General features: G+C 66.1%; 11 protein-coding genes. 2 read left to right on the forward strand and 9 right to left on the reverse strand.

Annotation, left to right across the window (positions count from 1 at the left end):
- Positions 1-581: [protein-PII] uridylyltransferase family protein (locus ACXJL8_RS14975; RefSeq protein ID WP_456685174.1), on the forward strand; the 581-nt coding region annotated here is incomplete at its 5' end.
- Here the strand turns inward: ACXJL8_RS14975 and ACXJL8_RS14980 are convergent.
- The 5 genes from ACXJL8_RS14980 to ACXJL8_RS15000 are packed head-to-tail and all read right to left on the reverse strand — an operon-like array spanning position 538 to position 6507.
- On the reverse strand, positions 538-771 hold the full coding sequence (locus tag ACXJL8_RS14980; protein ID WP_456623627.1) for a formate dehydrogenase subunit delta: 234 nt from the start codon (positions 769-771) through the stop codon (positions 538-540). The genes ACXJL8_RS14975 and ACXJL8_RS14980 overlap by 44 nt on opposite strands.
- Positions 761-1588 carry a formate dehydrogenase accessory sulfurtransferase FdhD gene (fdhD, locus tag ACXJL8_RS14985; protein ID WP_456623626.1) on the reverse strand — a complete coding sequence of 276 codons (828 nt, stop codon included), beginning with the start codon at positions 1586-1588 and terminating at the stop codon, positions 761-763. Before fdhD ends, ACXJL8_RS14980 begins: the two co-directional genes overlap by 11 nt.
- Before the next feature lie 4 nt (positions 1589-1592).
- Positions 1593-4466, reverse strand: a complete 2874-nt coding sequence (fdhF, locus tag ACXJL8_RS14990; RefSeq protein ID WP_456685175.1) for a formate dehydrogenase subunit alpha — start codon at positions 4464-4466, stop codon at positions 1593-1595.
- 11 nt (positions 4467-4477) lie between these two features.
- The gene (locus ACXJL8_RS14995) at positions 4478-6034 is read right to left on the reverse strand and encodes a formate dehydrogenase beta subunit (RefSeq protein WP_456685176.1); all 1557 of its coding nucleotides are present in this window, start codon (positions 6032-6034) and stop codon (positions 4478-4480) included.
- The gene (locus ACXJL8_RS15000; RefSeq protein WP_456623623.1) at positions 6031-6507 is read right to left on the reverse strand and encodes a formate dehydrogenase subunit gamma; all 477 of its coding nucleotides are present in this window, start codon (positions 6505-6507) and stop codon (positions 6031-6033) included. The genes ACXJL8_RS14995 and ACXJL8_RS15000 overlap by 4 nt, the downstream gene beginning before the upstream one ends.
- Positions 6508-6732: 225 nt before the next feature.
- Here ACXJL8_RS15000 and ACXJL8_RS15005 point away from each other — a divergent pair, with 225 nt between their 5' ends.
- The gene (locus ACXJL8_RS15005) at positions 6733-7626 is read left to right on the forward strand and encodes a LysR family transcriptional regulator (protein ID WP_456623622.1); all 894 of its coding nucleotides are present in this window, start codon (positions 6733-6735) and stop codon (positions 7624-7626) included.
- A gap of 187 nt (positions 7627-7813) precedes the next feature.
- Here ACXJL8_RS15005 and ACXJL8_RS15010 read toward each other — a convergent pair whose 3' ends face one another.
- From ACXJL8_RS15010 to ACXJL8_RS15025, 4 genes are all read right to left on the reverse strand, one after another.
- Entirely contained in the window at positions 7814-10144 is a 2331-nt protein-coding gene (locus ACXJL8_RS15010; protein ID WP_456623621.1) for a PAS domain-containing sensor histidine kinase, read from the reverse strand.
- 225 nt (positions 10145-10369) lie between these two features.
- Positions 10370-11743 (reverse strand): cation diffusion facilitator family transporter, encoded by a 1374-nt coding sequence (locus ACXJL8_RS15015; protein WP_456685177.1) that lies wholly within the window; start codon positions 11741-11743, stop codon positions 10370-10372.
- A 252-nt stretch (positions 11744-11995) separates the two neighbouring features.
- Positions 11996-12964, reverse strand: coding sequence for a quinone oxidoreductase family protein (locus tag ACXJL8_RS15020; RefSeq protein WP_456685178.1), 969 nt, complete (start codon positions 12962-12964; stop codon positions 11996-11998).
- A gap of 121 nt (positions 12965-13085) precedes the next feature.
- Positions 13086-14081, reverse strand: a complete 996-nt coding sequence (locus ACXJL8_RS15025; protein WP_456623618.1) for an NAD(P)H-dependent flavin oxidoreductase — start codon at positions 14079-14081, stop codon at positions 13086-13088.
- Between the last annotated feature and the right edge of the window lie 305 nt (positions 14082-14386).

Here is a 14386-nt window from a genome sequence, read left to right on the forward strand (position 1 = left end):
GGACTTGGGAGCACATGGCGCTGACGCGTGCGCGCGTGGTATCGGCATCGCCCGATTTTCGCGAACGGATCGCGGGCGTGATCCGCGAAGTCCTGACCCGCCGCCGCGACCCGGCGGTCGTCGCCACCGATGTCGCGGACATGCGGCGCGCGATCGCGCAGGAGAAGGGCGAGACCGACCATTGGGATCTGAAATATGCCGCCGGCGGCATGGTCGATATCGACTTCATCGCGCAATATCTCCAGCTCGTGCACGCCCACGACAAGCCGGGAATTCTCGACGTCAGTACCATGCAGGTGCTGGACAACGCCGCCAAGCTTGGCGTGCTCCCGCAATCAGAGGCGGAGATCTTGCGTGCTGCGGCGCGGCTCTATCACGACCTGACGCAGATCCTGCGGCTCTGCGTCAGCGACGGCTTCAAGCCGGAAACCGCCGGCACCGATCTCCAGCGCGTGATGGCGCGTGCCGGCGATGCGCCGGACTTCTCATCGCTCGAGGCGCGCGTGAAGGAAACGCAGGGCGAGGTGCGGCGCGTGTTCAGGGCGCTGCTGGAAGGGACGTCGCCTGCTTCAGCGAGGTGAGGGCTTCGTGGACGTTGGGAGCCAGTCCCGCACCGCCGACATCGAGATGAGCGAAGATCGCGCGCTTCATCCGGGGATCCCAGAATTTCTTGATGTGCTCGGCGATGCCCGGCACGGCCTTGTCATGGCCCTGGCTCTCGAAGAACTTGCCGATCTGGTTGGCCATGTAGATCAAGCGGTCAGGCGACATCGGCAACCTCCGTGGCGAGACGGGCGACCACCCGGCTGCCATGCGTAAACACTTCGAACCCGTCGCTGCGGGCGATCGCAATCAGCGTGATGCCGGCGGCCTCCGCGGTGCGCACCGCGAGTGCGGTCGGTGCGGAGACCGCGACCAGCACCGGCGCTCCGATCGCGGCCGTCTTCTGCACCATCTCGACCGAAACACGGCTGGTCAGCAGCACCATGCCGCCGCTCGCATTGGTCCGGCTTCGCGCCAGGGCGCCCGCGAGCTTGTCGAGCGCGTTGTGGCGGCCGACATCCTCCCGAAGCGCGCCGATGCCGCGGGACGGGGACCAGAACGCCGCGGCGTGCACGGCGCGGGTCTGCAGGTTGATGGATTGCAGCGATGCGATGCCCTGCATCGCCGTCATGATCTGTTCGGGTGTGAAGGACTGCCCTTGCGGCACGACTGCCGCGGGCCGCACGGCTTCCGCGATCGAATCGATGCCGCAGATACCGCAGCCGGTCGGGCCGGCAATGTGACGCCGGCGATCGCTGATGCGCCCGGCATCCTCCGGGGCAAGCCACATGCGCAGCTCGATCCCGTCATCGAGGCGGACAACCTCGAGCGACTGGATGTCGTCCACCGATCCGACGATGCCTTCGCTCAAGCTGAAGCCGACCGCGAAGTCTTCCAGGTTCTGCGGCGTTCCCATCATGACGGCATAGGTGCCGCCGTTGTAGGTCAGCGCGAGCGGCGTTTCCTCGGGGATCAGCCGCGTCCCTTCGGAGGCTGCGCCGTCGCGCCAGATCTCGCGGTCGATGGCCTGGACCGGGACGTGCATGCGCTTACTCCGCGGCTTCGGCGGGGGCGATGCGGCGGGAATGCCGCGCCTGCGCGTCATAGGCCTTTTGCCAATCGGACGGACCGTTCGACGGCGAGATCTGCACTGCGGTGACCTTGTATTCGGGGCAGTTGGTCGCCCAGTCCGAATATTYGGTCGTGATCACGTTGGCCTGCGTGTCCGGGTGGTGGAAGGTGGTGTAGACCACGCCCGGTGCGACGCGGTCGGTGATCTCCGCACGCAGCGTGGTCTCGCCGGCGCGGCTCTTGAGCCGAACCCAGTCACCGTCGCGTACGCCGCGCTGCTCGGCATCGTGGGGGTGGATCTCGAGCCGGTCCTCGGCATGCCAGACCACGTTCTCGGTGCGCCGGGTCTGCGCGCCGACATTGTACTGGCTGAGGATGCGGCCCGTGGTCAGCAGCAGCGGATAGCGCGGGCCGGTGCGCTCGTCGGTGGCGACATATTCGGTGACGACGAACTTGCCCTTGCCGCGGACAAAGCCATCGATATGCATCACCGGCGTGCCTTCCGGCGCTTTCTCGTTGCAGGGCCATTGCACCGAGCCGAGCTCCTCCAGTCTGGCGTAGGAGACGCCGGCGAAGGTCGGCGTCAGCGCCGCGATCTCGTCCATGATCTCGGACGGGTGATTGTAGTGCATGTCGAAGCCCATGGCCTTGGCAAGCCCGATCGTGACTTCCCAGTCGGCGAGTCCGTTCCTCGGCGTCATCACCTTGCGCACGCGCTGGATGCGGCGTTCGGCGTTGGTGAAGGTGCCGTCCTTCTCGAGGAAGCTCGASCCGGGCAGGAAGACGTGGGCGTAGTTCGCGGTCTCGTTCAGGAAGAGGTCGTGGACGATGACGCACTCCATCGCCGACAGCGCCGCGACCACATGCTTGGTGTTCGGGTCGGATTGCAGGATGTCCTCGCCCTGCACGTAGATGCCCATGAACGAGCCTTCGATCGCGGCGTCGAACATGTTGGGAATGCGCAGGCCGGGCTCCGGATTGAGCTTGACGTTCCACAGCGCCTCGAACTGGTCGCGCACGGCGTCGCCCGAGATGTGGCGGTAGCCGGGCAGCTCATGCGGGAACGAGCCCATGTCACAGGAGCCCTGCACGTTGTTCTGGCCGCGCAACGGGTTCACGCCGACGCCGGGACGGCCGATATTGCCGGTCGCCATCGCGAGATTGGCGATCGCGATCACGGTGGTCGAGCCCTGGCTGTGCTCGGTGACGCCGAGCCCGTAATAGATCGCGCCGTTGCCGCTGGTGGCGTAGATGCGGGCGGCTTCGCGCAGATCCTTTGGATCCACGCCGGTGAGGATCGCGGTCGCTTCCGGGCTGTTCTTGGGCTGAGCGACGAAGGCGGCCCATTCCTCGAACTCGGCCCAGTCGCAGCGCTCCCGCACGAAGGCTTCGTTGGCGAGGCCCTCGGTGACGATGACATGCGCCAGTGCCGTCACGACCGCAACGTTGGTGCCGGGCATCAGCGGCAGGTGCAGCGCTTTCACATGCGGCGATTCCACCATCTCGGTGCGGCGCGGATCGATTACGATCAGTTTTGCACCCTGGCGCAGCCGCTTTTTCAGGCGTGAGGCGAACACGGGGTGAGCCGAGGCCGGATTAGCGCCGATGATGACGGCGACATCGGTGTCCTCGACCGAGTCGAAATCCTGCGTGCCGGCAGAGGTGCCGAACGTCTGCGAGAGGCCATAGCCGGTCGGCGAGTGGCAGACGCGGGCGCAGGTATCGACATTGTTGTTGCCGAAGCCGCCGCGGATCAGCTTCTGCACCAGGTAGGTTTCCTCGTTGGTGCAGCGGGACGAGGTGATGCCGCCGATGGCGTCGCGGCCGTATTTCGCCTGGATGCCGCGCATCTTCGTGGCGGCAAACGAGAACGCTTCGTCCCAGGAGACTTCGCGCCAGGGATCCTCGATCCGTTCGCGGATCATCGGCTTGAGAATGCGTTCCTTGTGGTTGGTGTAGCCCCAGGCGAAGCGGCCCTTGACGCAGGAATGGCCGCGATTGGCCTTGCCATCCTTGTAGGGCACCATGCGCACGACTTCCTCGCCGCGCATCTCGGCCTTGAAGGCGCAGCCGACGCCGCAATAGGCGCAGGTGGTGACCACCGAATGCTCGGGCTGGCCGATTTCGATCACCGACTTTTCGGTCAGCGTCGCGGTCGGGCAGGCCTGCACGCAGGCGCCGCAGGAGACGCATTCGGAGCCGAGGAAGCTCTCGCTCATGCCGGGGGAGACGCGGCTGTCGAAGCCGCGCCCCGAGATGGTCAGCGCGAAGGTGCCTTGCACCTCCTCGCAGGCGCGGACACAGCGCGAGCAGACGATGCACTTGGAGGGGTCGTAGGTGAAGTACGGATTGGATTCGTCCTTCGGCATCCAGGCGGCATTCACCTCGCCGTTGGATTTCGCGAAGACGTGGTTCTCGCCCTCATAGCCGTAGCGGACGTCGCGCAGACCGACGGCGCCGGCCATGTCCTGCAATTCGCAATCGCCGTTGGCGCCGCAGGTGAGGCAGTCGAGCGGATGGTCGGAGATGTAGAGCTYCATCACGCCCTTGCGCAGCTTCTTCAGCCGTTCGCTCTGGGTATGCACGACGAGGCCGGGCATCACCGGCGTGGTGCAGGAGGCCGGCGTGCCGGCGCGGCCCTCGATCTCGACGACGCAGAGGCGGCAGGAGCCGAAGGCGTCGACCATGTCGGTCGCGCAGAGCTTCGGGATCTGGTGGCCGGCGTCCATCGCGGCGCGCATGATCGAGGTGCCCTCGGGCACCGTGACCTGGTTGCCGTCGATGGTCAGCGTCACCATCGTTGCCGATTTCGAGCGCGGCGTGCCGTAGTCGATTTCTTCGATCAGAGACATCGTCGTTCTCCTTATTCCGCGGCCTGAAGCGTGGTCGGTGCCGGGACGAAATCTTCCCGGAAGTGCTTCAATGCGCTGAGCACAGGGTAGGGCGTGAAGCCGCCGAGCGCGCAGAGCGAGCCGAATTTCATGGTGTTGCAGAGGTCTTCGACGAGCGCGAGATTTTCGCTGACGCGCTCGCCGCGGATGATCTTCTCGATGGTCTCGACGCCGCGGGTGGAGCCGATCCGGCAGGGCGTGCACTTGCCGCAGGATTCGATGGCGCAGAATTCCATCGCGAAGCGCGCCTGCCTGCGCATGTCGACGCTGTCGTCGAACACGACGATGCCGCCATGGCCGATCAGGCCGTCGCGTGCGGCGAAGGCTTCGTAGTCGAACGGCGTGTCGAACAGCGCGCGGGGGAAGTAGGCCCCAAGCGGGCCGCCGACCTGCACCGCGCGGACCGGACGGCCGGTGGACGTGCCGCCGCCGATGTCGTCGACCAGCTCGCCGAGCGTCACGCCGAACGCGGTCTCGAACAGGCCGCCATGGCGGATATTGCCGGCGAGCTGGATCGGCATCGTGCCGCGCGAGCGGCCCATGCCGAAATCCGCATAGGCCTTGGCGCCCTCGGCGAGGATGAAGGGGATGGCCGCGAACGACAGCACGTTGTTGATGACGGTCGGCTTGCCGAACAGGCCGTGATGCGCTGGCAGCGGCGGCTTGGCGCGCACGAGGCCACGGCGCCCTTCGAGGCTTTCCAGCAGCGACGTCTCCTCGCCGCAGACATAAGCGCCGGCGCCGACCCGCACTTCCAGATCGAAGCTGTGCGTGGAGCCGCCGATCTTGTCGCCGAGATAGCCGCCGTGCTTCGCAGCTTGGATGGCGGCATTCATCGCTTCGACCGCGTGCGGATATTCGCTGCGGATGTAGATGTAGCCCTTGGTCGCGCCGACGGTGATGCCGGCGGTCGTCATGCCCTCGATGACGAGGAAGGGGTCGCCTTCCATGATCATGCGGTCCGCGAAGGTGCCGCTGTCGCCTTCGTCGGCGTTGCAGACGATGAACTTGCGATCGGCCTTCGCCAGCGCGACCGTCTTCCACTTGATGCCGGTCGGAAAGCCGGCGCCGCCGCGGCCGCGCAGGCCGGACGCGGTGACCTCAGTGAGGATCGCATCGGAGCCGAGCGACAGCGCGCGCTCCAGGCCCCTGTAGCCGCCATGGGCGCGGTAATCGTCGAGCGAGCGGGGATCGATCACGCCGCAGCGCGCGAAGGTGAGGCGGGTCTGCCGCTTCAGCCAGGGGATTTCGTCGGTCGCCCCTAACCGCAGCAGATGCGGGGTGTTGCTGGCGAGCGCATCGAGCAGCGAGGGTACATCGGTCTCGGTGACCGGGCCGAAGGCGATCCGGCCCTGCGGCGTCGCGACCTCGACCAGCGGCTCCAGCCAGTACAGGCCGCGCGAGCCGGTCCTGACGATCTCGACCGCAACGCCACGCTTGGCCGCAGCCTGTTGCAGCGCCAGCGCAACCTCGTCGGCGCCGACGGCAACCGCACCTGCATCGCGAGAGACGAATAGCCGCATGCTCATCGCTGCGCCTCCGCAACCAGCGCATCGAGGCGCTTCTCATCGAGCCGGCCGACGAGGCGGCCGTCGAGCATCGCGGACGGCGCGGTCGCGCACAGGCCGAGGCAGTAGATCGGCTCCAGCGTGACGCGATCATCGGCCGTGGTATGGCCAAGCGACACGCCAAGCCTGGCCTCGGCGCGCGCAGCCAGCGCATCGCCGCCCGCAGCCTGGCAGGCCTCCGCCCGGCAGAGTTTCAGCACATGGCGGCCGGCCGGCTTGTGCCGGAAATCATGGTAGAATGTGAACACGCCGTGGACCTCGGCGCGCGACAGATTGAGCGCCTGTGCCACCATGGGAACGGCTGCCTCCGGCACGTAACCGAACGCTTCCTGGAGCGCGTGCAGGACGACCAGCGTCGCGCCTTCCTGCTTGGCGTGTTCGGCGATGATTTCGGCGCCGCGCGTTTCGTCCCAAGGTTCGTAAGCCGCTGTCATTCTTCGTTCTCAATTTGAGCGTCCCTGCGCGCCAAACTATTTGGAATCGTTCGAAGATCAATAAAGCTGTCTCATGCTGCGATCGCGAATTCAGATCGATTGACGAGGGCAATCGACCGATATGAAACTGCAATCGAGGGCGTTCCGCCGCCCGGTTTTTGCGTGTTGGAAGGGGTGGGGGCGTGCTAGCCTGCATGCMACGACAGAATTCGGGGGGACGTCCGGTTGATCGACAAGCTTGAACTGCTGCTGGCGCTGGCGAAGGAGCGGCATTTCGGCCGGGCCGCGGAGGTTTGCGGCGTGACCCAGCCGACCATGTCGACCGGGCTGAAGCAGCTCGAGGAGATTCTCGGCGTGATGCTGGTCCAGCGCGGCTCCCGCTTCCAGGGGTTTACGCCCGAGGGCGAGCGGGCCCTGGACTGGGCGCGGCGCATCGTCGGCGATGCGCGGGCCATGCGGGACGAGATCAACGGGCTGAAGCACAAGCTCTCAGGCGAGATCCGCATCGCGGCGATCCCGACCGTGCTCGGCATGGTGGCGTCGCTGACGACGCCGTTCCGCGCCAAGCATCCCGATGTTCGCTTCCGGATCCAGTCCACCACCTCCTCGGAGGTGCTGGGGCTCCTGGAAAATCTCGAGGTCGACGCCGGGCTGACCTATATCGAGAACGAGCCGATCGGCAAGGTCCGCACCATTCCGCTCTACAACGAAAGCTATCGGCTCCTGACCGCGCCCGACGCGATGTTCGGCGACCGCGAGACCGTGACCTGGAAGGAGGTCGGGCAGGTGCCGCTGTGCCTCCTGACGCCGGACATGCAGAACCGCCGCATCATCGACCGCGCGCTGCTCTCGGTCGGCGCGGAGGCGACGCCGACACTGACGTCGAACTCGCTGCTCGTGCTGTTCACGCATGTGAAGACGGGGCGCTGGGCGAGCGTGATGCCGGCCAAGCTTGCCGAGACGCTCGGCCTCTCCGACACCGTCCGCTCGATCCCGATCGTCGATCCCGAGGTCAACTACAGCATCGGCATGGTGATCCCGCAGCGCGACCCGATGACGCCGCTGATCGCGGCGCTGGTCAACGTCGCGCGCGAGGTGGCGCCGACGCTGCAGCTGTAGGGGCCAGAGCTGGAGGCCCGAGCAAGCGCCTCGTCCTTCGAGACGCCCGCTTCGCGGGCTCCTCAGGATGAGGCTCCGTTGTATCGGTGTTCGTTGAAACTGCTGCCGCGTATTCGGCCCTCATCCTGAGGGCCCGCCGGAGGCGGGCGTCTCGAAKGATGGCCGCAGGCGAACTTCCCGCCGTGTGCTAGGCCGCGGCCGATATCCCGGACGCCGCCTTGATCGCATCGCGCGGCAGCGTCACGCGCACGACGGTGCCGACCTCGAGCTTCGAGCGCAGCCGCATCGAGCCGCCGTGCAGTTGCGCCAGCGAACGGGCGATCGCAAGCCCCAGTCCCGAGCCGTGATAGGTCTTGGTGAGCTGGCTCTCGACCTGCTCGAACGGGCGCCCCAGCCGCGCCAGCGAATGCGGCGCAATCCCGATGCCGGTGTCGGCGATCATCAGCACGATCCTGTCGTCGAGCTGCCGGCTGCGCACCACGATGCGCCCGCCGTCCGGCGTGAACTTCACCGCGTTCGAGAGCAGGTTGACGATGATCTGCTTGGTCGCGCGGCGGTCGGCGACGACGGAGATGGATTTTGCGATATCGGCATCGAGCGTCAGGTGCTTGTCCTGCGCGCGGCCYGAGACGACGCGCAGGGATTCGGCGAGTGTCCGCGCGAGGTCAAGCTCTTCCATGTCGAGCTTCATACGGCCGGCCTCGATCTTGGACATGTCGAGGATGTCGTTGATGACCTCGAGCAGGTAATGCCCGCTGGTCAGGATGTCGTGGCAGTATTCCTGGTACTTCTCCGAGCCGAGCTCGCCGAACATGCCCGAGCCCATGATCTCGGAGAAGCCGATGATCGCGTTCAGCGGCGTGCGCAGCTCGTGGCTCATATTGGCGAGGAATTTCGACTTGGTCTGGTTGGCTTCCTCGGCGCGGGTCTTCTCGCGCTGGTATTTCTCGGCGAGATCGGCGAGCTCACCCGCCTGGCGTTCGAGGGCGGCCTGCGAGCGCTTCAGGTCGATGACTGTGGCGCGCAGGCGCAGATCGTTGTCGACGAGTTTCTGCTCGTGCTCCTTGATGCGCGTGATGTCGGTGCCGACCGAGACGTAGCCGCCGTCCTTGGTGCGGCGCTCGCTGATGTGCAGCCAGCTGCCGTCGTCGAGCTGCGCCTCGAAGGTACGCGCGCCCGGGCCCTGGCTTGCCGTCTCGTTGTGGCGGGTGCGAACCTCCGGCATGCGGCCGACTTCGAGCACGGTCTCGTAGGATGTGCCGGGAATGACGGCTGAGTCGGGCAGCTTGTGCAGGCGCTGGAAGTGGGAATTGCAGAGCACGAGGCGGTCGCTCGCGTCCCACAGCACGAAGGCTTCGGGAATGGTCTCGATTGCGTCGCGCAGCCGCAAATCGGCTTCCACGGTCCTCTCGGCGAGGCTCTTCTGCTCGGTGATGTCGACCGCGATCCCGATCAGGTGAACGCTGGAGTCGGTCGCGCCGCTGGTCTTTTCACAGCGGACGCGGAGCCAGATCCAGTGGCCGTCGACATGCTGCATGCGGAAGGTCTGGTCGATATGGTCGATCTTCTCCGAGATGAGCTGGTCGGCGATCTCGAACAGGTCGATGTCGTCAGACTTCACCAGCGCATTGACCTCGCCGAAGGTGAGAAGCTCGTTACGGCCGTCGAGGCCGAGCATCGAAAACATCGACTGCGACCAGAAGATCCGGCCGCGCGACAGATCCCAGTCCCACAGGCCGCAGCGGCCGCGGTTGAGCGCGGTGTCGATGCGGCCGCGCACCGCGTCGTTGATCAGGTCGCCCTCGCGGGCGCGGGTCGACTGCCAGTGGAAGGCGAAGCCGAGGATCAGGACGACGAAGCCGGTGGTCGCCGACAGCGTCACCGAGAGCGCGGCATCCGAGCCCCAGATCGGCTCGTTGCGCTCCTGGATCACGGTGACGAGGCCCGGCAGCGACTTGATCGGCCTTGACGTCACCATCGCAGCGTTGCCGTTCGGCAGCGTCATGTCGGAGACGTTGCTGTCACGCGGCGGCGACGCCAGCAATTGCGCCGTGGTGATCGCATCGAGCAGGCGGTCGTTGCCGGCCGGATCGCTGTCGATCGGAATGCGGGCGAGGATGCGGCGGTCGATGCCGGCCGAGGTGACGATGACATGGCGGCCCGAAGCCGTGCCCCAGGACGGGATCAGGTCGGGCAGCAGCGTCGGCAGGTTCTCGATGTTCTTCAGTCGTTCCTGCCGCGAGGAGGTGAGACGGTCGATACGTTCGGCGAGCAGGTCGGCGAGCGCCGAGATGTCGTGCCGGATCACCTGCCGCTTCTGGCGCGTCTGATCGACGACCTGCACGAACGCGCCGAGGCAGATCGTGATCAGGAACGCGATAATGAGCGTCGGCACGGCGCGGCGCAGCGCCGGCTCCGCGATCAAAAGCCGATGATAGGCAGGTTTCGCGATCGATTGCGCCAATCCTTTGATCGAATCGGATTGGACGCACGCGTTCGCGGCGTCTGCACGCGACATGCCTTCGGCCCCCTGAAAACCAGCTTGCAACTTGAGCTCGGAAGCAGCCCCACATCGCTTCCGAATCATGTCCGATTTGAATCCAGTTTTCGCAGGCTGTCGAGAGTCAACGAATCGTTAATGCGAATTTATTCTTATCCAACGCGGAGTTTGCGCGTTGGACGCCCGCAACATTACGTATCGCGATGAGTCCGAAACGAGAACGCCGGACTCCGTCGCGCCGCCTCACGCGCGCGGCGGTTCGGCGTGGCTGATCACACGCTTCACACTCGGGAAAGCGCGGCGCAGTGCGCGCTCGATCGCGTCGACCTGCTCGTGCACCTTGATCACGCTCATCGACGGTGCGGCGCGGCAGTGGAAATTGACGACCTCGCCGGCGTCGGTGTTGCGGACGCGCACATTATGGATGTCGTGGATCTCGCCGCGGCCGGCATATTCCGTGAGCGCAGCGGCAATGGTCTGGACCCGTTCCGGCGCTGCATCGACGCCGAACGGAAGTTCCGGTTCCAGCGGCTCGATATGGACGTCGATCTCCACGTCCGCGCCGAACTCCTCCTGGATGTTGCGCTCCAGCGTGTTGGCGACGTCGTGGGCGGCATCGAGCGCCATCTCGCCATCGACCTCGAGGTCGATGCCGACGATCAGCTTGGCGCCGAGATCGTGCACTGTGACGTGGTGGATGGCGAGGCCCGAATTGTGCGCGATCACCATGATGCGGTCGCGCACGGTCTCGTTGTCGCGCGCGACGGGGACGGYGGTGAAGGTGAGGTCGGCATCGCCGAATGTCTTGGTCACGGCCGCCTGCGCATTGCGCTTGATCTCCTCGACGCGGTCGATCGGATAGGTTCGCGGCACTTTTGCGATGGCGTCGATGAAATAGGTCGCACCGACCATGCGCACCCGCAATCGCTCGACGTCGATCACGCCGGGCACGCTGCGGATCGCGGCGGTGGCCTTTTCCTGCGCGCCTTCCGGCGCACGATCGACCAGCGTCTGCACGGTCGAGCCGGCCATGCGCAGCCCGAGCAGCGCGATCATCACGGCGACCGCGGCGGCCGCCGCCGCATCGCCCCACCAGAAGCCGAGGGCGGCGAGGATCAGGCCGACGATCACGGCGAGCGAGCCCATCACGTCGGAGGCGAAATGCAGCGCGTCCGCGGCGAGCGCCTGGCTGCGCGTTTCCCGCGCCGCACGGTGCAGTGCGCGGGCGCGCCAGAGATTGACCGCGATGTCGATCACCAGCACGACGAACGGCACGGCCGAGATCGTCGGCGGCGGGGTTCCCTCGCGCAGGCGGCTGTAGGATTCGACCAGGATGCCGCCGGCGAGTACGTAGAGCAGGGCGGTGACGCCGAGCGCGGAGATGCTCTCGAGCTTGCCGTGGCCGTAATGATGCTCGTCGTCCGCCGGCTTGTCCGACACCCGCACCACCGCCCAGGTGATGATGGTCGCGACCAGGTCGACCGAGGAGTGCAGGGCCTCCGAGATCAGCGCGAGCGAGCCGATCGCGATCCCGACCGCGAACTTGGCCGCCGCCATGCCGCCGCTGGCGAAGATAGAGATCGCCGCGACCGATGTCTTGTTGTGCTGGGAGGTCATGGCGGGGATTTAGCAGCCTATGGGTGAACATCAAGCGGCAGTTCACAGCTGTAGTCGCAAGTGAGTTGCAGGAGCGAAGCTATTGCGAATGCTTCCGAATTGAATGCTCGCTGATGCTGCTTGCTCAATCTCGTAGGGTGGGCAAAGCGAAGCGTGCCCACCACGGGTCAGCGAGTGTGGAAGAATGGTGGGCACGGCGCTGCGCGCCTTTGCCCACCCTACGGGACCGGGCGCTCGTCGCCCGGCCAGGGATCACAACGTCACCACGATCTTCCCCAGGTGCTTGTTCGCCTCCATGTGCTCGAACGCCCTGTCGATGTCGTCGAACGCAAACACCTTGTCGATCGGCAGTTGCAGTTTTCGCGCTTCCACCGCACTCCAGATATCCTTGCGAACCTCCTCAAAAATCTCGCGGACCTCCTCGATGGTGCGGGTGCGGAAGGTGACGCCGACATAGTCGATGCGGCGCGCCGCGTGCAGGTCGAAGTTGAAGTCGGCGTGCGTGCCGCCGAGCCGGYCGACATTGACGATGCGGCCCTTGACCCTGGTGGCGGCGAGGTTCTGGTTGGCGACCGGGCCCGAGACCTGGTCGACGATGAGGTCGACGCCTTCGCCGTTGGTCGCCTTCAGCACCTCGTCGACCCATTTGGGATCGGAGGAGTCGACGGCGAGGTCGGCGCCATACTCCGTCAGCCGGCCGCGGCGATAAGGATCGGTCGAGGAACCGATCACGAGTTTGGCGCCCTTGAGCTTGGCGATCTGCATCGCCATCAGGCCGACGCCGGAGCTCGCGCCCTGGATCAGCACGGCTTGCCCGGGCTGCACACCGCCGACGGTGACGACGGCATTGTGCATGGTCGCGAGCGCGACGGGGAGGGTGGCCGCCTCCTCGAAGTTCATGTTCGAGGGCGCGCGGAACAGCCGGCCGTGATCGGCCAGCGTATATTCCGCGAAGGCCGCGCCGCCCGAGCCCATGATGCGGTCGCCGACCTTGACGCCTTTCGCGTCGGGCCCGAGCTCGGCGACCTCGCCGGCCCATTCCATGCCGAGCACGGTGCCGGCGCCGCCGGCCGCGCCGTGGGCATGGCCCTTGCGCATGCCGGTGTCGGCGCGGTTCAGCCCGCAGGCCCGGACGCGAACCAGCACCTGCGTGCCTTTAGGCTTTGGTTGAGCGACGTCGGAAATCTTAGCGCCGTCAAGGCCGTAGACGTAGGCTTTCATGCGTTACCTCGGACTCAATTGAGATTGTGGATGAAGAGCGATGCCGTTCTTCGCCTCTCCCCGCAAGCGGGGCGAGGATACCTTCGGCCTGGCGGACGCCGTGTTCAAATCACGTCAGCGATTACTCCGCAGCTTGCGCCGCCGGGCTCGCGAGCATGCCTTCGAGCCTCTCCCGGATGATGGCTTCCGCTTCGCGCACGATGCGCGAGATGAGCTCGGCGCAGGAGGGGATGTCCTGGATCAGGCCCTGCACCTGGCCGGCCGACCAGATACCTTCGTCGGAATTGCCGGTGGCATAGACCATCTTGCCGCGGGCGCCGGCGACGAGCTCGCGGATGTCCTCGAATTTCGCGCCTTCCTTCTCCATCGCGACCACCTTGGTCGAGATCGCGTTCTTGGCGACGCGCGAGGTGTTGCGCATGGTGCGGAAGATCAACTCGGTCTCGCGCTCGTCATTGGCGACGATCTTCTCCTTGATGGACTGGTGGATCGGGCTTTCCCTGGTGGCCATGAAGCGCGTGCCCATGTTGATGCCGTCGGCGCCCAGCGCCAGCGCGGCGACGAGACCGCGGGCGTCGGCGAAGCCGCCTGAGGCGATCATCGGGATCTTGACCTTGTTGGCGGCGGCCGGGATCAGGATCAGGCCGGGGGTGTCGTCCTCGCCCGGGTGGCCGGCGCATTCGAAGCCGTCGATCGAGATCGCGTCGACGCCCATGCGCTCGGCCGAGAGCGCGTGGCGGACGCTGGTGCATTTGTGCACGACCTTGATACCGTGCTTCCTGAACTCGTCGACATGCTCCTGCGGCTTGTTGCCGGCGGTCTCGACCACCGTGACGCCGCTCTCGATGATGGCGGCGCGATACTCGGCATAAGGCGGCGGCTTGATCGCGGGCAGGATGGTCAGGTTGACGCCAAACGGCTTGTCGGTGAGGTCGCGGCAGCGTGCGATCTCCCTGGTCAGGTCCTCCGGTGTCGGCTGGGTCAACGCCGTGATGAAGCCGAGCGCGCCGGCATTGGCGACCGCCGCGACCAGCTCGGCCCGCCCGACCCACTGCATGCCGCCCTGCACGATCGGGTGCTCCACGCCGACGAGTTTCGTGAACCGTGTCTGCAACATGATCCGTTTCCCCGCCTGCGTGGCCCGCAGGCTCCGTTATCGGTTGATGGCGGCAGGATGCCGCCCGGGTCGGGAAAAGTCTATTGCAGGGACGTGCGGTGAGGGCGGGGCCTCATGCGGGGATGAGGATGATTCCGTGGGGCGGATAATTTCCGGCGGCCTTGTCCATGAGACAGGAAGGCGCTCACACATTCTCGACCGTCGTCCCGGCGAAGGCCGGGACCCATAACCACAGGGAGAAGCTTGGCGAAGATTCGACGTTCGGTACTCCGACCGCGCACAATCGATAGACCTCGCGGTATGGG

The sequence above is a fragment of the Bradyrhizobium sp. P5_C11_2 genome (assembly GCF_054049755.1).